Here is a 19,816-nt window from a genome sequence, read left to right on the forward strand (position 1 = left end):
AGTTACTGGGCCACAGTGGATCACAACATGCAGCTGACGCAGCCCTCCACCTCGGTCCCCTCCAGCGCCATCTGCCGCAGCCGGATGTAGTACAGCGTCTTGATGCCCTTGCGCCATGCGTAGATCTGCGCCCGGTTGACGTCACGGGTGGTGGCGGTGTCCTTGAAGAACAGCGTGAGGCTCAACCCCTGGTCCACGTGCTGCGTCGCCGCGGCGTAGGTGTCGATGATCTTCTCGTAGCCGATCTCGTAGGCGTCCTGGTAGTACTCCAGGTTGTCGTTGTCCATGAACGGCGCCGGGTAGTAGACGCGCCCGATCTTGCCTTCCTTGCGGATCTCGATCTTCGACGCCACCGGGTGGATCGAGCTGGTGGAGTGATTGATGTAGGAGATCGAGCCGGTCGGCGGCACCGCCTGCAGGTTCTGGTTGTAGATGCCGTCGCGGGCCACCGCGGCCTTCAGTTCCCGCCAGTCGTCCTGCGTCGGGATGTGAATCCCGGCCTGGCCGAACAGATCCCGAACCTTCTGCGTCTCCGGCTCCCAGACCTTCTCGGTGTATTTGTCGAAGAACTCACCCGACGCGTACTTGGACTTCTCGAAGCCGGCGAAGGAGTGGCCGCGCTCGCGGGCGATCTTGTTCGACGCGCGCAGTGCGTGATAGAGCACCGTGTAGAAGTAGATGTTGGTGAAGTCGATGCCCTCGTCGCTGCCGTAGAAGATCCGCTCCCGGGCGAGGTAGCCGTGCAGGTTCATCTGCCCGAGCCCGATGGCGTGAGAGTCGTTGTTGCCCTTCTCGATCGACGGCACCGAGGTGATGGCGGTCTGATCGCTCACCGCGGTGAGACCACGGATCGCGGTCTCGATGGTCTGGCCGAGATCCGGCGAGTCCATCGCCTTCGCGATGTTCAGCGATCCCAGGTTGCACGAGATGTCTTTGCCCACATGGGAATAGGACAGGTCGTCGTTGAACGTCGACGGCGTCGAGACCTGCAGGATCTCCGAGCACAGGTTGGAGTGGGTGATCTTGCCGTCGATCGGGTTGGCCCGGTTCACCGTGTCCTCGAACATGATGTAGGGGTACCCCGACTCGAACTGCAACTCGGCGAGTGTCTGGAAGAACTCGCGCGCCTTGATCTTGGTCTTGCGAATCCGCTTGTCCTCCACCATCTCGTGATACTTGTCGGTCACGTTGATGTCGGCGAAGGGCACCCCGTAGACGCGCTCCACGTCATACGGGCTGAACAGGTACATGTCGTCGTTGGCCTTGGCGAGCTGGAAGGTGATGTCCGGGATCACCACGCCCAGGCTCAGCGTCTTGATGCGAATCTTCTCGTCGGCGTTCTCCCGCTTGGTGTCGAGGAACCGGTAGATGTCGGGGTGATGGGCATGCAGGTACACCGCACCCGCCCCCTGTCGGGCGCCGAGCTGATTGGCGTAGGAGAACGAATCCTCGAGCAGCTTCATGATCGGGATGACGCCCGACGACTGGTTCTCGATCTTCTTGATCGGCGCGCCGTGCTCGCGGATGTTGCTCAGCAACAGAGCGACGCCGCCACCGCGCTTGGACAGCTGCAGCGCCGAATTGATGGAGCGCCCGATGGACTCCATATTATCTTCGATGCGAAGGAGGAAACATGAAACCGGCTCTCCCCGTTGCTTTTTCCCGGAGTTGAGGAACGTCGGGGTGGCCGGCTGAAAGCGGCCGTCGATGATCTCGTCGACGAGGTTGCGGGCCAGCGCGGTGTCGCCGTCGGCCAGGGTCAGCGCAACCATGCAGACCCGGTCCTCGAAGCGCTCGAGGTAGCGCTTGCCGTCGAAGGTCTTCAGCGTGTAGCTCGTGTAGTACTTGAACGCGCCGAGGAAGGTCGGGAACCGGAACTTCTTGGCGTAGGCGTGCCCGAAGAGCGACTTGACGAACTCACGGTCGTAACGTGCGAGCACCTCGGGTTCGTAGTAGTTCTCCTCGACGAGGTAGTCGAGCTTCTCGTCGAGATCGTGGAAGAACACCGTGTTCTGATTGACGTGCTGCAGGAAGTACTGCCGCGCCGCTTCCCGGTCCTTCTCGAACTGAATCCGCCCATCGGCGTCGTACAGATTCAGCATCGCATTGAGCGCGTGGTAGTCGAGTTCGCCCGGCTCGTGCCCGGAGGGCCCGGCGTGCACACCCGACATGCTGGCTGAGGCGGTGTCCGAGACGGCGGCTGCGGTTGGCGACACGAAAGACTCCTGTGAGCTGGTGGTGGCTTGTGATGAAAGGGTAGGGATCGGGTCTGACAGTCAGGCCGGCATGCCGGCCAACTGCACACTGGCCGGATCGGCGAAGGCCGCGGACGCGGCGAACTCGGCCAATCCGGCACGGACACGGTCGACGTCATCGACGGTGCCCATCAATTCGAAGCGATAGAGGTAGGGCACCTCGCACTTGCGCGAGATGATGTCGCCGGCGTGACAGAACTCGGCACCGAAGTTGGTGTTGCCGGCCGCGATCACCCCGCGGATGAGTGACCTGTTGTGTGTGTTGTTCAGGAATCTGATGACCTGTTTGGGCACGAACCCACTGGGCTTGCCGGTGGCCTTGTGCCCCCCGTAGGTGGGGCAGATCAGGACATAGGGCTCGTCGACGGTGAACCCATCGGACCGATCGGTCAGCGGGATACGCACAGCAGCCGATCCGAGCTTCTCGACGAAGCGATGGGTGTTCTCCGAGACCGACGAGAAATAGACGATCAGCGGTGGCGTGGCTGACATGGTCTACCTCGCCCCCTTCCGGCTCGTCGTTCACTGTCTGAACTGCTGTGCACGTTTTCGAATCTGCACGTTTTCGAATCTGCGCCGACACGGCATGCGCGACGCTGACATGTTCCAACAATCGCGGGCGGCTCCGGCTTCCCCTTCGGGGCCGACCCGTGGGCACGCGCGGCGTGCCGGCGTTGGCGAACCTCAGGCGACCTGCGCGGCGAGAGCCTTGATGCGATCCGGACGGAAGCCCGACCAGTGCTCATCACCGACGACCACGACCGGCGCCTGCAGATATCCGAGAGCCATCACGTAGTCGCGCGCCTCGGCGTCCTCGCTGATGTCGACGACCTCATAGGACAGACCCAGCTTGTCGAGAGCCTTGTAGGTCGCATTGCACTGGACGCAGGCGGGTTTGGTGTAGACGGTGATGGCCATGCGGAGCTTCTCCCTCAGTATCGATGGTCGCGTAGTCGGTGGTCGCGTTGTCCGGTGGGTAAAACTGCCAGTGACGTGTGGTTTTCCAGAGTGAAGATAGTGATCTGGCTCACTGTCTTCGTGGTGGTTTCGGAGCAACACTCGGGCTTCTCGTCTTCCGCCTGCCTGGTGTCCAAAACACTACACCTAGTGGCTGACATTTCTACCAACCACAATAACTTGTGAATAACATTCGTGAAAGTCGCAGGTCGCAGCATGTGCAGGATCGTGAAGTCGGGCGTGTCCGGCGTGTCGTCCACAAAGCTGTCCCCCGGCAGTCCACAGCAGCGCACCGACACTCCACAGATCGGGGCGAATCCATCCACAGACCGTGCCGGGTGACACAAAAAGATCGCGCCGCGGAAGGCTGGCTTTGCTTCCGCGGCGCGATCGGCACCCCTACCGGGGCGTGATAAATCTGGCGCTCTGGTCTCAGGCGCTGACGGTGACCTCATCGACCAGACGGTTCACGGCGGCGACGAGCTGCTCCACCAGAGCCGGGTCCTCGATGCCGGCGTCACCGAGCGCCGAGGTCTGGATGCCGAACTCGACATCCTCGATGACCCGGCCGGCGATGCCGACGGACTTGCGGGTGTCCTCGCGTGACCACGTGCCGGCGTAGCGGCCCAGAGCGGCACCGATGACGCCGACCGGCTTGCCCTGGAGAGCGCCGGTCCCGTACGGCCGCGACAGCCAGTCGATCGCGTTCTTGAGAGCTGCCGGGATGGTGCCGTTGTACTCGGGGGTGACGATCAACACACCGCCGGCCCCGCCGACGACACCGCGCAACTGCGCCACACCGGAGTTCAGTTCGGCGTCGGCGGCGGTGGACGGGTCGTCGTCCTCGCTGTAGAAGGGCAGCGTCCCCAGGGTGTCCACGACGGTCACATGCACGCCCTCCGGCGCCTTTTCGGCTGCCAGCTGCGCCAACCGTCGATTGATCGACGCCTCTCGTAGGCTGCCCACCAGTGCGATGAGTTCGATAACCCGATCAGTCATGTTCTTTCTCCTCTTTCGGTACGCGTGCATCAACCGGACTGCATCAACCGGACTGCATCAACCGGACTAGGGTCCGATTAATTTCCCCCTGGCGGTCAAGAGTTAGGCTCGTCATGTGTCGAACAGCCGCGACCACTCGCCTATCCCGATCCGCCTCGCCGGCGGCGAGACCGAGCGTGCCGATGCCGCCCGGAACCGGCGGCTGCTGCTCGCCGCTGCCAAGAACCTGATCGACAACCACGGCGCATCCGCCGTCACGATGGATGCGGTCGCCCGCGAGGCCGGTGTCGGCAAGGGTACGGTCTTCCGCCGGTTCGGCAGCCGGACCGGCCTGATGCTCGCCCTGCTCGACCACTCCGAGTCGGAGATCCAACAGGCTTTTCTCTCCGGTCCCGAACCGCTGGGGCCCGGCGCCCCGCCACTGGACCGGCTGCTGGCCTACGGCCGTGCACGGCTCAAACTGACCGCCGATCACCTCGACATCCTGCTCGAGGCAGGTGCCGCCAGCGACGATTTCATGAGTCACCCGGTCTGGCGCGCCTCCACCCAGCACGTGCAGCTCCTGTTGCGGCAGCTCGGTTTGGGCGACCAGCTCGACGTGGTCTCGGTGGCCGTGCAGGCGCCGCTGTCGGCCAGCGCGGTCAAGCATCTGCTGCACGACGTCGGTCTCGACACCGACACCATCACGGCGCAATGGCAGCGCATGGTGGTGACGCTGGTCAACCGCGTCATCCCCTCCTGACCGTCGGCAATCCTCCTCCGGCTCGCGCTCGCCGAGCGGACCGTCACCACTGCCCCTAGCCTGGTCGCAGTGAGTTATGGGTGTGGGCGAAGGGATTGACAGACGTGAAGGCAGTGATCATCGGCGCCGGCATGGGTGGCCTCAGTGCGGCAATCGCTCTCAAACAGCTGGGCATCGACGTCGCCGTCTACGAGCAGGTCACCGAGAACAAGCCGGTGGGCGCGGCGATCTCGGTGTGGTCCAACGGCGTCAAGTGTCTCAACCACCTCGGGCTCGAGGCGCAGACCGCGGCCATCGGCGGCATCGTCGACTCCATGAGTTATGTCGATGCGTTCACCGGTGGGACGATGTGCCGGTTTGGCATGCAGCCACTCATCGACGAGGTCGGCCAGCGCCCCTATCCCGTCGCCCGGGCCGAACTACAGCTGATGCTGATGAATGCCTTCGGCTACGACGACATCCAATTCGGCAAGAAGATGGTGTCAGTCAGCGACGGACCCGACGCCGCGACCGTCGAGTTCGACGACGGCACAACTGATTGCGCCGACTTCGTGATCGGCGCCGACGGCGCGCGGTCACTCACCCGAGACTACGTCCTCGGCCACGAGGTCACCCGACGATACGCCGGCTACGTCAACTTCAACGGCCTCGTCGACGTCGACGAGGAGATCGGCCCGGCCACCGAATGGACGACCTACGTCGGCGATCACAAACGCGTGTCGGTGATGCCGATCGCCGGAAACCGCTTCTACTTCTTCTTCGACGTGCCGATGCTGCAGGGCAAACCCTACGAGCGCGGTACCGCCCGCGAGGTCCTCGCGAAAGAGTTCGCCGACTGGGCACCCGGCGTCCACAAGCTCATCGCCGCGCTCGACCCGGCCACCACCAACCGCGTCGAGATCCTCGACCTCGACCCCTTCGACACCTGGGTCGCAGGTCGCGTCGCCCTGCTCGGCGACGCCGCCCACAACACCACCCCCGACATCGGGCAGGGCGGTTGCTCGGCGATGGAAGATGCAGTGGCCCTGCAGTTCTCGCTCCGCGACCACCCCGACGACGTCCATGCGGCGCTGGCCGCCTATCAGGCCGCACGCACCGAACGTGCCCGCGAGCTCGTGCTCCGCGCACGAAAGCGGTGTGACGTCACCCATGGCAAGGACCCCGAGAAGACTGCGGCCTGGTACGACGAACTGCGCACCGAAGACGGCACCAACATCATCCGCGGGATCGTGAGCAACATCGTCGGTGGACCACTGACCTGACGCCGAGCATCACTGCGGCGGGGAGAAGGCCCCGGCTGCGGGGTCGGGCGCGATCCCGTCATGCGACACCAGCGCGGCCGGTCGCGACAGCGTCGGCCCCGGCGTCAGCAACGACACCACCGACCACGGCGCCGGGTGCGGCGTGTCCCCGAGACCGAGGACTGCGGCGGTCGCGGCGTCCGGCACACCGAACCGAACTCCGGAATCGCTGATGTAGAACAATGATTCGGCTCGAACGCTGGCGGTCTCGTTTCCGGTGACCTGAAGCAACTCGCCGGTACCGGGACGGAGATAGACGTTGTCGACGCCGGGCCCGGCGCCGTCGGCGGTGGTCAGCCGCACCGGCCGTGCACCGTCGGGAAGCGGGAGCGCGCGGCCGGTGAGCAGCGCCGTCGTGGCCTGTGGGTCGTCAAGGTCGCGGCTCCACGACCGGCACAGGGTGGGGTCGGCGTCGACGCCGAGCAGAGTGGGTGTCCGGTGCGGGAAACTCGTCACGGCAAGCGCCTGTGACGGCGGAAGATTCGTCAACTGTCCAGGTGACATCGTGACGACAGTTCCCGAGCCGCTGCGGTCGGCGAGGCGGAGGATCTCGGCGGTCGCCTCGGTGATCTCCTGGATGCCGTCACTCAACAGCACATGGTAGGTCGCCTGGTCGTCGAGCCCGACGGACTTGATCACCGAACCAACCGGCACTCCGCTCACCGGAGCCATGCCGGGACGCCCGCCACCCGGGATCTGCGGCACCGCAAGCGGTTCCACGAGCGGGAAGGCGTTCAACAGTCCCGCGCTCATTCGCCGCGGCAGGGCGCCTTCGAGGCCCAGTGCGCGCATCACCGGCACACTGTCGGTGTCGACCTCGGCGCGTACCGGCATCCACCGGCCGTCGCGCTCGACCTGGTACACCAGATAGGTCGTACCGTCCGAGATCACCAGTGCGGCATCGTCGGTGGCGGCCGCCGCGATCGGATCACCGAGTTCGGGCCGGGCGCCGATGACCGTCAGCTCCACCGTCTCCCCCACCGCGGACTTCGACGGCGTGGACCGGTCGCACACCGTCCACACCGACCGTTGGCGGTCGGCCGGTCCGGGGAGCGCACCCGGTGCGCCCGGGATGCCCAGCAGCGGGCCCCGCGGGTAGTCGGTGAGTTTGTTGTCGCCGACGGACACCGGTGACGCGTCGGACCCGGTGATCAGCCGGGCCGACGCCAGATTCAGCACCGGATGCAGGGTGTCCTCGACGATCACGTACATGCTGCCTGTGCTCTTGCTGATGACGATCTTGGCGTCGCCGACCGAGCCCTGTGGACGGATGAGCCCCCAGATTCCGCAGCCACCCAGCACCAGCAGCCCGAGGACCGTGCCGACGATGAGTGCCTGCAGCTGGGAACGCATCGGGTCGTGCAACATCCGGACGTCGCGCCTCACCAGTGCATGCTCGAGGCGTTTGAGCAGGAAGCGATACCCATTGACCTGGGCCTTCGTCGTCAGCTGACGCGCCATCGCACTTCCCCGCCCTCCCCGTCCGACCTCGAGGTCGCCGCACCCGGCGCCGGCGTCTCCCGCTGTCGCGAGGGGTTGTGATAGCAAAGCCCCCACCTCGTCGGCGCGGTAGTAGCCTAACCGAAGATCGGCCGCACGCCCTGCGGTATTCCACCGGTGGGCGTCCGCAGTCAGCAGGGCGATCCACCAGGGGCATCGAAGGGGGCGAGCACGATGTTCGCACAGCAGACGACCGCCGGATCGCCACGTTCCGGCCACCGCCGTGGGGCCGGATCGCGACCGCGGATGACCCTGGCGTCGGTGGTGCTCATCGAGATGATCCTGGCGAGCGGCATCGTCGTCTGGACGATCATCGGAACCACTTGGGGCGCTTCGGTCATGGCGGTCGCCGCGGTGGTGTCGATGTCCATCGTGCCGGTGGGCGACGGCGGGTCGGTGGCCGCGCGCGCGGGACGCCGGCTCTCGTACCGGTGGACCCGCCTGCGACGCCGGGCCGCCGAGACCGCACCCGCCCCGTTCGACATCCCGATAGCCACCCGCGACCGCGCCCGCTTCACCGGCCGGCCGGCCGAGACGATTGGCGCACGCTGGGATGGCCGGACCCTGGTGACGGTGCTGCGCGTCGACCCGGGCGAGGAGGTCCCCACCTTCCTCACGCCCGCCGGGGCGCAACCGGCCGTCGCTGCGGGCCAGTCGGTACCCATCGACGTTCTCGCCGAATGCATCAGCCCCTATGACATCCGGCTGAGCTCGGTCGAGATCATCAGTCACGGGCTTCGCACACGGGGGTACGGCCCGGTCACCGCGACCTATCAGCGCACGCTCGGACCGCTGCCGGCCACGGCGCAGCGCTCGGTGTTCGTGGTGATCCGCCTCGACCCGCTGGACTGTCCCGACGCGGTCGCGCGCCGCGGCGGCGGGGCCACCGGAGCCCTGCGCACCGCGACCATCGCCACCCGCCGCGTCGCCAAACGCCTCACCGAACACGGGCTGCGCGTCGCCATCCTGGCGGCCGCCGACATCACCGCCGTCGACACCTTTCTCCTCGACGGGGCGAGTGTCGGCACCGCCGCCGAACAGTGGGACTCGGTGAGGGTCGGTGGTCTGCGGATGCGATCGGCGGCCATCGATCCCGGTGCCCTCGCCACGGCCCTCGACACTGTCTGGTCGCACCCGTCCGCCTCCACGACGGTGACGATCCGGTTGCGGCGCAACGACAACGACGACCTCGAGATCAGTGGCCTGGTGCGCTTCACCGACGTCGACGGACGGACACCCCCGCCGTCCTGGCCGCCGGCGCTACGACCCCTCGACGGCCGGCAGTTCGATGCGCTCACGCGCAGCCTGCCGGTCGCGACGTCACCGCGGGTGGACCGGACGATCGGTTCGCTCACCGGTTCCCGGGCCACGACCGCGGCGGGGTCGCTGTGCGTTCCGGCGGCGGGGTGCGGTCAGCTCATCGGTGCCGACCGCACGGGACGCGCCGTCGCCCTGCGACTCGCGGGGCCCGGTGTGCCGTCGGTGATGGTGGCCGCCGACCTCCCCCTGCTCATCCAGGTGGTCCTGCGTTCGGTGGCTGTGGGCATCTCGGTGGTCATCCACACCGACCGGCCCAACCGATGGGCGTCGACGATCTCGGTCGTCGGCGACCCCGGTGCACTCGCGCTGTCGACGGATCGCGCACGCCCGCGCGGGCCGGTGATCATGGCTGTCGTGGACGGGTCGCCCCGTCCGCCCGCCACACCGGGGGTGACCGTACTGACCGCCGTCGCCCCGGGTACCGGACCCGACCGGCTCACCGGCGACGCGGTCCTGCTTCTCCGTCAGAATCCACGTGCGCCCCAAGACATCTCCGTGATGACCACGACCGCGGAGTACGGCGTGACGATGGTCGCCACGCCGGACGAGTGGCGGCTCATCGCGCCCGCCGAACGGTCCGTCACCGACAACGTCACCGCGCCGATCCGGCTGTGACGTGGGACACTAGTGTTCGACCGCGGCCGGAACGAGGGCCCGGAAGAACACCGCGCGTGACGATGCGGCGCGCACGACCACGTCGTGGTCGCTGTCGGCGATCCACGCCGCCTGACCGGCCGTCACACTCATCACGGTGCCCGACGGTGAGCGCACCTCGACCGCACCACTGAGCACGGCGAGGATCTGCGGGCCCGGCATGTCGAAGCAGATGGACGACGCGTACAGCAGCCCGGTGCCGTCCAATTCGACTCGCGACAACCGGAATTCAGGGGCCGGCGTCAGGTAGATGCGCTCTGCGCCGATCGTGCGGATCGGGACGACGAGCTCATCCGGCTCCACCGGAGTGAAGTCGAGGACACGCAGGAGCTCGGGGACGTCGATGTGCTTGGGCGTGAGTCCACCGCGTAACACGTTGTCGGAGTTGGCCATGATCTCCACACCGGTACCGCTGAGGTAGGCGTGCAAATTTCCGGCGGGAAGATAGATGCCCTCGCCGGGTTCGAGATGCAGCCGATTCAGCAGCAGGGACGCGAGCACACCCGGGTCCAGCGGGTAGGCCTCACCGAGTTCCAGCACCGTCCGCAGCTCCGCCGCGAAGTCCGATGACCGGGTCCCGAGTTGTTCGACAGCACCGGCCAGCACCGCGGGCACCAGCAGCTTGATCGCCGACTCGGGGAGCGTCAGCCAGGTGGTGAACAGCGCCCGCAACCCCTCCGAATCAGGTTGTCCGACAAGCATTCCCAGGTATGGGTCGAGTTCACTGACCTGCAGCTCGCGCAACAACCGAACAGTCTCGTGCGGATTGCGGAAACCGGCGAGCGCGTCGAAGGGCGTGATCGCGACGATCAGCTCGGGTTTGTGCCACGGATCGCGATAGTTGCGGTCCCGGGCGTCGAGCGCGAGGCCCTGCGCGTTCTCCCGCTCGAAGCCCTCGCGGGCCTGCGCCGACGACGGGTGGGCCTGCAGCGACAACGGTTCGTCAGCGGCCAGCACCTTGAGGAGGAAGGGCAGCCGGTTGCCGAACGCGGACACACTCGACGATCCCAGCGCGTCAACGGGATCCGCGTCGATCGCGGTCAACAGATCGGTGTGCGGGGCACCGTCGGCACCGACACACCGCGCCGGTCCCGCTGGATGCGAGCCGAACCACAGTTCGGCCTCGGGGTGGGCCGACGGAACCGGTCGGCCCTGCATCGCGGCGATGGCCACCCGTGACCCCCAGGCGTACGGACGTACCACACCTTCCAGTCTCTTCATCACTCCGCGTTCCCCACGAGGCGGAGATAGACAGCCGCCAGTTCGACCCGTAACACCGTGACCAGATGAGCCGGCAGATCACCGGGACTGTCCGCGACATCCTCACCGGCCATCGGCCGCGCCGGACCCTCGCGATCGGCCGGGGCCGCGGGCGAGTCGGCGTCGGCGCCGATGACGAGGTCCACATCACCGAGGCCGGCGACTCGCTGCCTCGTGTACCACTCGCGCGTCGCCGTCGTGATGACCATGCTGCGCGGGGGCGCCTGCGCCGCGGGACCGTCGATCTCGGGATCGTAGAAGATGGAGTCCGCGGCCGAGCCCCCGGGTGTTCGGGCCGCGACGACCGCGGCCATGCGCGCCGCATCCGCGAGATCGGCTGCGGCGCAGACGATGCCGGCCAGACTCAGGAAGGTCGACGAGGCGTGCCCGGCAAGCACCACCCCCGCCGGGGTGTCCCCGGTCCACACCGTCGGGCGGTCCTGTACCCGCAGGGCGAGCATCTTGGCCCGATTGTGAAAACTCTCCCGGTCCGGGTGCCCCGACGACGCCTCCTCATCCAGCGCGTCGGCGATTTCGTCGAGTACCGGTGGCACGCCGCCGAAGCGGACCCCGGAGAGCGCGGTGAACACCGCGAGTATCGCCGCGACGAACCCCACGAAGCGCAACCGCGGCTCTACGTCGACGCGCGGTGACAGATCGATCCCGTTGCCGCCGAGAGCGTCTCGTAGTGGTCCGGCGATGGGCGCGGCCACCACCACCTCCGCCCGCCGACGCGTGGCCCGTGCCGCGGCATCGGACAGGGCCATGTCCCCGGCATCGTCGCCGGCGACGATCACCACGTCGAGCGGACCGATCCACCCGGGCAGTGCGGGGACCGTGACGACCGGGACGTCGATCCGCGCGGACACCGTCGCCACGATGAGCGCAGCCGCCCGGGCGGCGACTCCACCGCCGCTGTACACGATCACCACGCTGCGCGGCCGCAGATCCTGCAGCGGTGCCAGCACCCCCTCGCGCGCCGCCTCGGCGATCGAGCGGACCTGCGCGCCGGCCAGCGCGACACCGCGCAGCAGACCTTCGACGTCTGCGGAGAGCAACTGCTCGGCATCGTCGAGATCGGGCGTACCGGTGCGCATGAGACCAGCGTAGCCAGCCGTCGATCGTGGCGCGCACGGACCGCGCATCGCATTCCGATCCGATCGCGCCGTACCCGTCGAGGCGAGCCCGCTTCCTCGGCCGACCACTCAGTCGACGGGATCGGGTAGCACCCGGAGGTGTCCGCGTCGACCCGGTCGTGGTGTCCGGGTCCGCGCACCGCTGTGCGACGACTCGTCGACCGGGCCGGTGGCCCGGTGCCGGCCGGGGCGTGCGTCCTCGAAGCCGTCGAACTGTTCGGATCGCCGCCGGGGATAGCCCGCCTGATCGATGTATCCGCGATCGGGGTAGCCCTGTTCGACATACCCGGGCCGGCGTCCACCGGCAGCGACGCCGACCTCCCGGACGGCCTCGGCCAGGGCGGTCAGTTCGTGATCTTCGGGAAGCGGAGCCGAGAACCCGCTCTCACTGCGGAGCATCTCCCACCCGCGCGGCACCGTGATGCGGCGCGCATGCTCGTCACACAGATCCCACGAATGCGGCTCGTCGGCGGTGGACAGCGGCCCGATCACCGCGGTCGACTCCGCATACACGAAGGTCAGAGTCGCCACCGCGGACTTGGCGCAGCCAGGCCTGCAGCACTGTCGGGGAAGCTTCACGTGTCGAGATTATCCCGGCACCACGCCGAAGGGTGTGGCGACACGCGGCCACCTATTCCTGAGACGGACCACTAGACTCACGGCATGCGATTCGAGCCGTCACCCACACCCCGGGGCCGTGCCGGTTCGGCCCGGAGTGCGCGCCGTCGGCCGCCGAGCCATCGGGATCGGCGGGGTCGCGGATTGCGGGCCCCCCTGCTGCCGCCGTCCGTCCCGGCCTGGAACAGCAGATCCGACGAATTCGACGCCGTGGCGCTCGAGGCGTTCGCGGACATCGACGCGCGTTGGCACGATCAGATCGCGGGTCTCGACATCGCGGTCGACGAGATCCCCCGGCTGCTCCCCCGCGATCCGGAGACCGTCCAGTGGCCAGACGAGGTCACCGCGGACGGGGCGGTACCGCTCGCGCGGCTCATGCCGGCCGGGATCGATGTCCACGGGGCGCCGACCCGTGCGCAGATCATCCTGTTCCGTCGGCCGCTCGAGAGTCGCGCCAAGCGCGGCGCGGATCTCCTCGAACTCGTCCACGAGGTTCTCGTGCAACAGGTGGCGACCCATCTCGGTGTCGACGAGGACACCATCGATCGCGGACCCGAGTAGCCGACGAGCCGATACCGTTGCGGCGCCGGGATTCCCGGTGTCGGATCAGATGGTGTCAGATGATGCCGCGCTTGAGGCGACGGCGTTCCCGCTCGGACAGTCCGCCCCAGATACCGAACCGCTCGTCGTTGTGCAGCGCGTACTCCAGGCATTCGGCCTTCACCTCGCATCCCTGGCAGATGCGCTTGGCCTCGCGGGTCGAGCCACCCTTCTCCGGGAAGAACGCCTCCGGGTCGGTCTGCGCACACAGCGCGCGTTCCTGCCACTGTTCCTCGACCTCGTCGAAGAGATCGTCGAACTCGTTGGGCACCAACGAGAGATGACGCCGATGCGATGATTCGCAGGAGTCGTCGACGACCGGCGTGGACCGCACCGCGGTACCACCGATCATCGAATCATCCACCGGCCCAAGGGTGTTGAACATATTGTCCGCTTCGGCGATGACAGCCGGGTCTGGGCCGGATGCCGAAGGGTCGTGGGATGTAAGGGGATTGCCGATCGGGTTTTCCAAAGCCATCGTCGGCGCCTCCTGGTTCTGGGAAGTCGTAGTCTGTCTTGTTGTTCGTCGTCGCGGCACCATGGCCCCCGTCATGTCAGCGCCGCACTCATCACACCTGCCACACCAATGTCGATCTTCACCACGTGCCACGGGACTCCGCTCGCGGCCCACGGTACGCCGAGCGCGAAGGCGCCTGCCGAATTCGAACACTCGAGCGATAAACCGTTGCCCGTCAGCGGTTCTCGATAGCAAACCCGGAATGACACTGATGTGATTACACACGCCCGGGGCGGTCTCGGTCAAGCCGAAGGAGAAAAATTCCTTAATACCACCAGAATCCGTCATCCGCGGGATCGACACGACGAGCGCGTCGGTGAACCGAGAACATCACACGCATGGGCCCTCAGTAGAGTAGCCGTGTGAAGGTGACCGTTCTTGTCGGCGGCGTCGGCGGTGCCCGATTCCTCGCCGGCGTCCGTGCATTGCTGGGCCCCACCCACTTTCCCGCCGGTGACGATCCCGGTGCCGCCGGTGCACACGAGATCACCGCGATCGTCAACGTCGGCGACGACGCGTGGATGCACGGTGTCCGGATCTGCCCCGATCTCGACACCTGCATGTACACCCTGGGCGGCGGCATCGACCCGGAACGCGGATGGGGCCGGGTTGGCGAGACCTGGCACGCCAAGGAGGAACTGGCCGCCTACGGCGCCGACCCGGACTGGTTCGGCCTCGGTGACCGTGACCTCGCCACCCATCTGCTGCGCACCCAGATGCTCGACGCCGGCTACCGGTTGTCCGACGTCACCGCCGCGCTCTGCCGACGCTGGCAACCCGGGGTGCGACTGTTACCGGCCACCGACGACCGGCACGAGACCCACGTCATCGTCACCAAACCCGACACCGTCACCAAAGCCGATGGCGGGGACCAGAACACGCCGCCCGACGCCGCGGCACCGGCGGACGCCGGCGATGAGGCGGCCCGCATCGCGATCCACTTCCAGGAGTGGTGGGTACGTTATCGCGCGCAGATCCCCACCTTCGGTTTCGCGCAGGTCGGTTCCGACGACACCACCGCGGCACCCGGCGTCACCGAAGCGATCGCCGAGGCCGACGTGGTGCTCATCGCGCCCAGCAATCCCGTGGTGAGCATCGGTGCCATCGTCAGCGTGCCCGGTCTGCGCGCGGCGCTGCGGACCACACCGGCACCCGTCGTCGGTGTCTCTCCCGTGATCGACAACCGTCCGTTGCGCGGCATGGCCGACGAGTGCCTGTCGGTTCTCGGCGTCGAGTCATCCGCGGAGGGCATCGCGGGCCACTACGGTCCGCGCAGCGGGAACGGGATCCTCGACGGGTGGCTGATCGCCGAGGGCGATCACGCCCGGGTGGACGGGATCGCGGTCGGCGCCGCACCTCTGCTGATGACCGATCCGGCCGCGACGGCACAGATGGTTCGCGCCGCCTGCGCCCTCGTCGGCGTACCGACTCCCGAGACGGATGCGCTGTGAACGCAACCGATCCCGCGCCGGCGAACGGGCTGCGCACCGATCACCGGGCGCCGGGGAGCATCGAGATCCGGCCGGTGACCGGCCTGCCGGAGTTCACCGTCGACACCGACCTCGCCGACGAGATCGCCACCGCCGCACCATGGCTCGACTCGGGCGACGTGCTGGTGGTGACGAGCAAGATCATCTCCAAGGTGGAGGGCCGCATGGTCGCCGCCCCGAGCGACCCCGAACAGCGCGACGCGCTGCGCCGGCGACTCGTCGACGACGAGTCGGTACGCGTACTGGCCCGCAAGAACCGCACGCTCATCACCGAGAACCGCATCGGACTCGTCCAGGCCGCGGCCGGGGTGGACGGCTCCAACGTGCCGGCCGACCAACTGGCCCTGCTGCCCGTCGACCCCGACGGTAGTGCCGCGCGTCTGCGCGCCGCACTGGCCGAGCGCCTCGGCGTCGAGGTCGCGGTGATCATCACCGACACGATGGGACGGGCCTGGCGCAACGGCCAGACCGACGTGGCGATCGGGGCCGCCGGCATCGCCGTCTCCCATCCCTACGCCGGCGGCGTCGACGAACACGGGAATCCGTTGCTGGTCACCGACATCGCCGTCGCCGACGAGGCCTCGGCTGCCGCCGACCTGGTCAAGGGAAAACTCGCCGGCGTGCCGATCGCGGTGGTCCGCGGACTCGATCCGGTCGACAACGGCACCACGGCAGCCGATCTCATCCGTCCCGCCGACGAAGACCTGTTCCGTCTGGGTACCGCCGAGGCCATCGCGCAGGGCCGACGGGAGGCGGTGCTCGCCCGCCGCTCGGTTCGCGAGTTCGACCCGTCGCCGGTGCCGGCCGACGACATCCGCGCGGCACTCGGCGAGGCACTGACCGCGCCCGCCCCGCACCACACGCATCCGGTGCGTTTCGTCTGGCTGCGATCGGCCGATCGGCGACGACGCCTGCTGGACGCGATGGCCCGCCAGTGGCGCGAAGACCTCGAATCCGACGGCAAGACAACCGATTCCGTCGAGCGCAGGCTACGTCGTGGTCAGATCCTCTACGACGCACCGGAGGTGGTGATCCCCTTCCTGGTCGCCGACGGCGCACACGACTATCCGGACGCGCGGCGCACCGCCGCCGAGCACACGATGTTCACCGTCGCGGCGGGAGGCGCGGTGGCCAGCTTGCTGATCGCGTCGGCCGCGCGCGGGATCGGGAGCTGCTGGATCGGCTCGACCATCTTCGCCGCGTCCACCGTGCGGTCCGAACTCGGCCTGGCCGAGGACTGGGAACCGTTGGGCGCCATCGCACTCGGCTACCCGGCAGCCGAACCCGAACTGCGAGTCGCGGCACCGACCGACGAGTGGGTGGTGGAGCTGTGAGCCGGGAGTCGCTGCACGCCTCGACCGTCGACGCACTCGTGTCCTGGTCGGCCCCGGACCCCGAGCAGGACGCCCTGCGACATGCCTACCTGGCTTTCCTGGCGGCTACCGACGACGCGTGTCTGCGCCGCTGCGAGGCCGGACACATCACCGCGTCGACGATCGTCGTCGACGCGTCCAGAGAGCATGTCCTGCTCACCCTGCACCCCCGGGTCGGCGCGTGGATTCAACTCGGCGGGCATTGCGAGCCGTCGGACGCCACCATCGCCGACGCCGCACTGCGCGAGGCCCGTGAGGAATCCGGAATCGCCGACCTCGAGCTGTCCGGGCCGATAGTGCACCTGCACACCCACCCGATCACGTGCTCGCTGGGCGTGCCCACCCGCCATCTCGACATCCGTTTCCGGGCCGTCACGCCGCCCACTGTCCACGGAGAACTGCCGGCCATCATGCGTAGCGACGAGTCCGTCGACCTGCGCTGGTGGCCGGTGGATGCGCTACCGGAATCGGCACGCTCCGGTGACATGGCGTCGCTGATCGCACGCGGCGTCGGGGCGTGAGAGCTCTCTGACACCGATCACCGGACACATCAGTTCAGACGCATCAGTTCAGACGCGGATACCCTTGCCGACCGTGACCACACCGCCGGCCGAGACGGAGAACCGTTCGCGATCGTGAGCGGCGTCGACGCCGAGGTGTTCGCCCTCCCCGACCACGACGTTCTTGTCGAGGATCGCGTGACGGACCACCGCACCCTTGCACACGCGCGCGCCCGGCATCAGGACACTGCCCTCCACGATGGCGCCGTCCTCGATCAGGACATTGGACGACAGCACCGAATCCCGGACGGTCGCAGCGGAAACGATGCACCCGGCACCCACCACCGAATCCTGCGCGATACCGCCCTGGACGAACTTGGCGGGCGGCAGATTGTGCGTCTCACCGCGAATCGGCCAGCGCAGGTTGTAGAGGTTGAAGATCGGGTGCACCGACACGAGATCCATGTGTGCGTCGTAGAAAGCGTCGAGCGTACCGACGTCGCGCCAGTACCCCTTGTCGCGCTCGGTGGCCCCGGGTACCTCGTTGTCCTTGAAGTCGTAGACGTAGGCCGCGTTGCGCTCCACGAAGGCAGGGATGATGTCTCCGCCCATGTCGTTATCGGAGTCGGGATTGGTGGCGTCGGCGCGGATCGCGTCCACGAGTGCCTCGGTGGTGAACACGTAGTTGCCCATGGACGCGAATGTCGCGTCCGGGTCGTCCGGGGTGCCGGGCGGGTCGGCCGGCTTCTCCAGGAACCGGGTGATCAACCCGGACTCGTCGGAGTCGATGCACCCGAACGCGAAGGCCTCCGACCGGGGCACCCGGATGCCGGCCACGGTGACGTCGGCGCCGGAGTCGATGTGCGCCTGCACCATCTGCGAGGGATCCATCCGGTAGACGTGGTCGGCGCCGAAGACCACGATGTATTCCGGCTGCTCGTCGCTGATGAGGTTCATCGACTGGAAGATCGCGTCGGCACTGCCGGTGTACCAGCGCGGACCGAGCCGCTGCTGCGCGGGAACCGGGGTGATGTACTCGCCGTGAAATCCCGATGTCCACCAGGTCTGCGAGATGTGGCGGTCCAGTGAGTGCGACTTGTACTGCGTCAGCACGCAAATCCGCTCGTAGCCCGCGTTCACCAGATTCGACAGGACGAAGTCGATCAGGCGGTAGGTACCGCCGAACGGCACGGCCGGCTTGGCACGGTCCATCGTCAACGGGTATAGGCGTTTACCCTCGCCGCCTGCGAGAACGATTCCGAGCACGTGCGGCTGTGATCTCACACCGTCAAACTTAACCGCGATCGATGCCCGAGGCCAGACGAATCGGTAGGCACGTCACGAGTGCCGACATGTTTTGTGACACCGATGGCGAACCGGCGTCGGGGGCACTAGCGTCGTGGGCATGAGGGTGGCCATGATGACACGCGAATACCCACCCGAGGTGTACGGCGGTGCCGGGGTCCACGTGACCGAATTGGTACGCCACCTCAGAGACCTCGCGACCGTGGACGTGCACTGCATGGGCGCACCGCGCGACACCGCGTTTGTCTATGAACCCGATCCGGGCCTGGCCGGCGCCAATGCGGCCATCACCACGCTGTCCACCGATCTCCGGATGGCCGTCGGCGCCGCGGGAGCCGACGTGGTGCACTCCCACACCTGGTACGCCGGACTGGCCGGACACCTCGCCGGCGAACTCCACGGCGTCCCGCACGTCCTCACCGCGCACTCGCTGGAACCGATGCGCCCGTGGAAAGCCGAGCAACTCGGTGGCGGATACCGGGTGTCGAGCTGGGTGGAGCGCAATGCCGTGGAATACGCGGACGCGGTGATCGCGGTCAGCGCGGGGATGCGCAACGACGTCTGCCAGACCTACCCGCGGCTCGACCCGGAGCGTGTTCACGTGGTGCGCAACGGAATCGACACGACAGCCTGGTATCGCGTCGACGATCCGTACGGCCCGGAATCGGCGCTCGTCTCGCTGGGCATCGACCCGACGCGACCGATCGTCGCCTTCGTCGGACGCATCACCCGGCAGAAGGGCGTCGCCCATCTCGTGGCCGCCGCCCACCACTTCGACCCGGCCATCCAGCTCGTCTTGTGCGCGGGCGCACCGGACACCCCGGAGATCGGTGCGGAGGTGGAGGCGGCTGTCGCCGCGCTGTCGGCCACGCGGCCCGGCGTGTTCTGGGTCAGAGAGATGCTGCAGTTGCCACGCATTCGCGAAATACTCTCGGCAGCAACTGTTTTCGTCTGTCCATCGGTCTACGAACCGCTGGGTATCGTGAACCTGGAGGCAATGGCCTGTAGTACCGCGGTCGTTGCGTCGGAGGTCGGCGGTATCCCGGAAGTGGTCCGCGACAACGTGACCGGCCGGCTGGTCCGCTACGACCCGGTGGACCCGGAGGGCTTCGAGCGCGGGCTCGCCGAGGCCGTCAACGACGTCGTCGCCGATCCGCAGACGGCCGCGGCGATGGGGATCGCCGGCCGGGAACGCGCCGAGAGCGAGTTCTCCTGGGCGGCCATCGCCGCGCAGACCCTCGAGGTCTACGAATCCGTGTTGCGCTGACCCTCGGTGGTCTCTACCGGTT

Annotated in this window: 18 protein-coding genes; 8 read left to right on the top strand and 10 right to left on the bottom strand. The window is 67.5% G+C overall.

Annotated elements, in window-relative coordinates; translation table 11 throughout:
- Positions 1-20: 20 nt before the first annotated feature.
- From nrdE to GBRO_RS16390, 4 genes are all read right to left on the bottom strand, one after another.
- On the bottom strand, positions 21-2,171 hold the full coding sequence (gene nrdE, locus GBRO_RS16370) for a class 1b ribonucleoside-diphosphate reductase subunit alpha (protein WP_370452955.1): 2,151 nt from the start codon (positions 2,169-2,171) through the stop codon (positions 21-23).
- Positions 2,172-2,276: 105 nt separating this feature from the next.
- Positions 2,277-2,747 carry a class Ib ribonucleoside-diphosphate reductase assembly flavoprotein NrdI gene (nrdI, locus tag GBRO_RS16375; protein WP_012835010.1) on the bottom strand — a complete coding sequence of 157 codons (471 nt, stop codon included), beginning with the start codon at positions 2,745-2,747 and terminating at the stop codon, positions 2,277-2,279.
- A 192-nt stretch (positions 2,748-2,939) separates the two neighbouring features.
- Positions 2,940-3,173 (bottom strand): redoxin NrdH, encoded by a 234-nt coding sequence (locus tag GBRO_RS16380; protein WP_012835011.1) that lies wholly within the window; start codon positions 3,171-3,173, stop codon positions 2,940-2,942.
- Between the two features lie 471 nt (positions 3,174-3,644).
- Entirely contained in the window at positions 3,645-4,211 is a 567-nt protein-coding gene (locus GBRO_RS16390) for an NAD(P)H-dependent oxidoreductase (RefSeq protein ID WP_012835012.1), read from the bottom strand.
- A gap of 115 nt (positions 4,212-4,326) precedes the next feature.
- On the opposite strand from GBRO_RS16390, the gene GBRO_RS16395 reads away from it, so the two are divergent.
- Positions 4,327-4,953: a TetR/AcrR family transcriptional regulator gene (locus GBRO_RS16395; RefSeq protein ID WP_012835013.1), complete on the top strand. Its 627-nt coding sequence runs from the start codon at positions 4,327-4,329 to the stop codon at positions 4,951-4,953.
- A 104-nt stretch (positions 4,954-5,057) separates the two neighbouring features.
- On the top strand, positions 5,058-6,215 hold the full coding sequence (gene hpxO, locus GBRO_RS16400; RefSeq protein WP_041919946.1) for an FAD-dependent urate hydroxylase HpxO: 1,158 nt from the start codon (positions 5,058-5,060) through the stop codon (positions 6,213-6,215).
- Between the two features lie 9 nt (positions 6,216-6,224).
- On the opposite strand, the gene eccB is transcribed toward hpxO, so the two are convergent.
- Complete coding sequence (gene eccB / locus GBRO_RS16405) at positions 6,225-7,715, bottom strand: type VII secretion protein EccB (RefSeq protein ID WP_012835015.1); 1,491 nt, start codon at positions 7,713-7,715, stop codon at positions 6,225-6,227.
- Between the two features lie 213 nt (positions 7,716-7,928).
- Between eccB and eccE the strand changes: the two genes are divergently transcribed.
- Positions 7,929-9,689 (top strand): type VII secretion protein EccE, encoded by a 1,761-nt coding sequence (eccE, locus tag GBRO_RS16410; protein ID WP_012835016.1) that lies wholly within the window; start codon positions 7,929-7,931, stop codon positions 9,687-9,689.
- Between the two features lie 9 nt (positions 9,690-9,698).
- Here eccE and manA read toward each other — a convergent pair whose 3' ends face one another.
- The 3 genes from manA to GBRO_RS16425 form a co-directional block, all read right to left on the bottom strand.
- Positions 9,699-10,949 (bottom strand): mannose-6-phosphate isomerase, class I, encoded by a 1,251-nt coding sequence (manA, locus tag GBRO_RS16415; protein ID WP_012835017.1) that lies wholly within the window; start codon positions 10,947-10,949, stop codon positions 9,699-9,701.
- Entirely contained in the window at positions 10,949-12,085 is a 1,137-nt protein-coding gene (locus tag GBRO_RS16420) for a hypothetical protein (protein WP_012835018.1), read from the bottom strand. Before GBRO_RS16420 ends, manA begins: the two co-directional genes overlap by 1 nt.
- 108 nt (positions 12,086-12,193) lie before the next feature.
- The gene (locus GBRO_RS16425; protein WP_083775613.1) at positions 12,194-12,703 is read right to left on the bottom strand and encodes a DUF3499 domain-containing protein; all 510 of its coding nucleotides are present in this window, start codon (positions 12,701-12,703) and stop codon (positions 12,194-12,196) included.
- A gap of 84 nt (positions 12,704-12,787) precedes the next feature.
- Here GBRO_RS16425 and GBRO_RS16430 point away from each other — a divergent pair, with 84 nt between their 5' ends.
- Positions 12,788-13,303, top strand: a complete 516-nt coding sequence (locus tag GBRO_RS16430) for a metallopeptidase family protein (RefSeq protein WP_041919947.1) — start codon at positions 12,788-12,790, stop codon at positions 13,301-13,303.
- Between the two features lie 55 nt (positions 13,304-13,358).
- Here GBRO_RS16430 and GBRO_RS16435 read toward each other — a convergent pair whose 3' ends face one another.
- Positions 13,359-13,616: a WhiB family transcriptional regulator gene (locus GBRO_RS16435; protein WP_223375339.1), complete on the bottom strand. Its 258-nt coding sequence runs from the start codon at positions 13,614-13,616 to the stop codon at positions 13,359-13,361.
- 605 nt (positions 13,617-14,221) lie between these two features.
- On the opposite strand from GBRO_RS16435, the gene GBRO_RS27090 reads away from it, so the two are divergent.
- From GBRO_RS27090 to GBRO_RS16450, 3 genes are read left to right on the top strand one after another with little or no spacing between them, the layout of a single operon-like run.
- Positions 14,222-15,310 carry a 2-phospho-L-lactate transferase CofD family protein gene (locus GBRO_RS27090; RefSeq protein ID WP_012835022.1) on the top strand — a complete coding sequence of 363 codons (1,089 nt, stop codon included), beginning with the start codon at positions 14,222-14,224 and terminating at the stop codon, positions 15,308-15,310.
- On the top strand, positions 15,307-16,683 hold the full coding sequence (locus GBRO_RS16445; RefSeq protein WP_012835023.1) for a coenzyme F420-0:L-glutamate ligase: 1,377 nt from the start codon (positions 15,307-15,309) through the stop codon (positions 16,681-16,683). Before GBRO_RS27090 ends, GBRO_RS16445 begins: the two co-directional genes overlap by 4 nt.
- On the top strand, positions 16,680-17,243 hold the full coding sequence (locus tag GBRO_RS16450; RefSeq protein WP_012835024.1) for an NUDIX hydrolase: 564 nt from the start codon (positions 16,680-16,682) through the stop codon (positions 17,241-17,243). The genes GBRO_RS16445 and GBRO_RS16450 overlap by 4 nt, the downstream gene beginning before the upstream one ends.
- A 48-nt stretch (positions 17,244-17,291) precedes the next feature.
- Here the strand turns inward: GBRO_RS16450 and glgC are convergent, their stop codons facing one another.
- Positions 17,292-18,506 (bottom strand): glucose-1-phosphate adenylyltransferase, encoded by a 1,215-nt coding sequence (glgC, locus tag GBRO_RS16455; protein ID WP_012835025.1) that lies wholly within the window; start codon positions 18,504-18,506, stop codon positions 17,292-17,294.
- A gap of 121 nt (positions 18,507-18,627) precedes the next feature.
- Between glgC and glgA the strand changes: the two genes are divergently transcribed.
- Positions 18,628-19,794 (top strand): glycogen synthase, encoded by a 1,167-nt coding sequence (glgA, locus tag GBRO_RS16460; RefSeq protein WP_196775874.1) that lies wholly within the window; start codon positions 18,628-18,630, stop codon positions 19,792-19,794.
- Positions 19,795-19,816 lie beyond the last annotated feature (22 nt).

This window comes from Gordonia bronchialis DSM 43247, assembly GCF_000024785.1.
GTDB classification, from domain to species: Bacteria; Actinomycetota; Actinomycetes; order Mycobacteriales; family Mycobacteriaceae; genus Gordonia; species Gordonia bronchialis.

Excerpts from the sequence above, each read along its gene's own strand:
- nrdE (WP_370452955.1), bottom strand. The coding sequence starts at position 2,171 with ATGTCGGGTGTGCACGCCGGGCCCTCCGGGCACGAGCCGGGCGAACTC.
- nrdI (WP_012835010.1), bottom strand. The coding sequence starts at position 2,747 with ATGTCAGCCACGCCACCGCTGATCGTCTATTTCTCGTCGGTCTCGGAG.
- GBRO_RS16380 (WP_012835011.1), bottom strand. The coding sequence starts at position 3,173 with ATGGCCATCACCGTCTACACCAAACCCGCCTGCGTCCAGTGCAATGCG.
- GBRO_RS16390 (WP_012835012.1), bottom strand. The coding sequence starts at position 4,211 with ATGACTGATCGGGTTATCGAACTCATCGCACTGGTGGGCAGCCTACGA.
- eccB (WP_012835015.1), bottom strand. The coding sequence starts at position 7,715 with ATGGCGCGTCAGCTGACGACGAAGGCCCAGGTCAATGGGTATCGCTTC.
- eccE (WP_012835016.1), top strand. The coding sequence starts at position 7,929 with ATGTTCGCACAGCAGACGACCGCCGGATCGCCACGTTCCGGCCACCGC.
- manA (WP_012835017.1), bottom strand. The coding sequence starts at position 10,949 with ATGAAGAGACTGGAAGGTGTGGTACGTCCGTACGCCTGGGGGTCACGG.
- GBRO_RS16420 (WP_012835018.1), bottom strand. The coding sequence starts at position 12,085 with ATGCGCACCGGTACGCCCGATCTCGACGATGCCGAGCAGTTGCTCTCC.
- GBRO_RS16430 (WP_041919947.1), top strand. The coding sequence starts at position 12,788 with ATGCGATTCGAGCCGTCACCCACACCCCGGGGCCGTGCCGGTTCGGCC.
- glgA (WP_196775874.1), top strand. The coding sequence starts at position 18,628 with ATGAGGGTGGCCATGATGACACGCGAATACCCACCCGAGGTGTACGGC.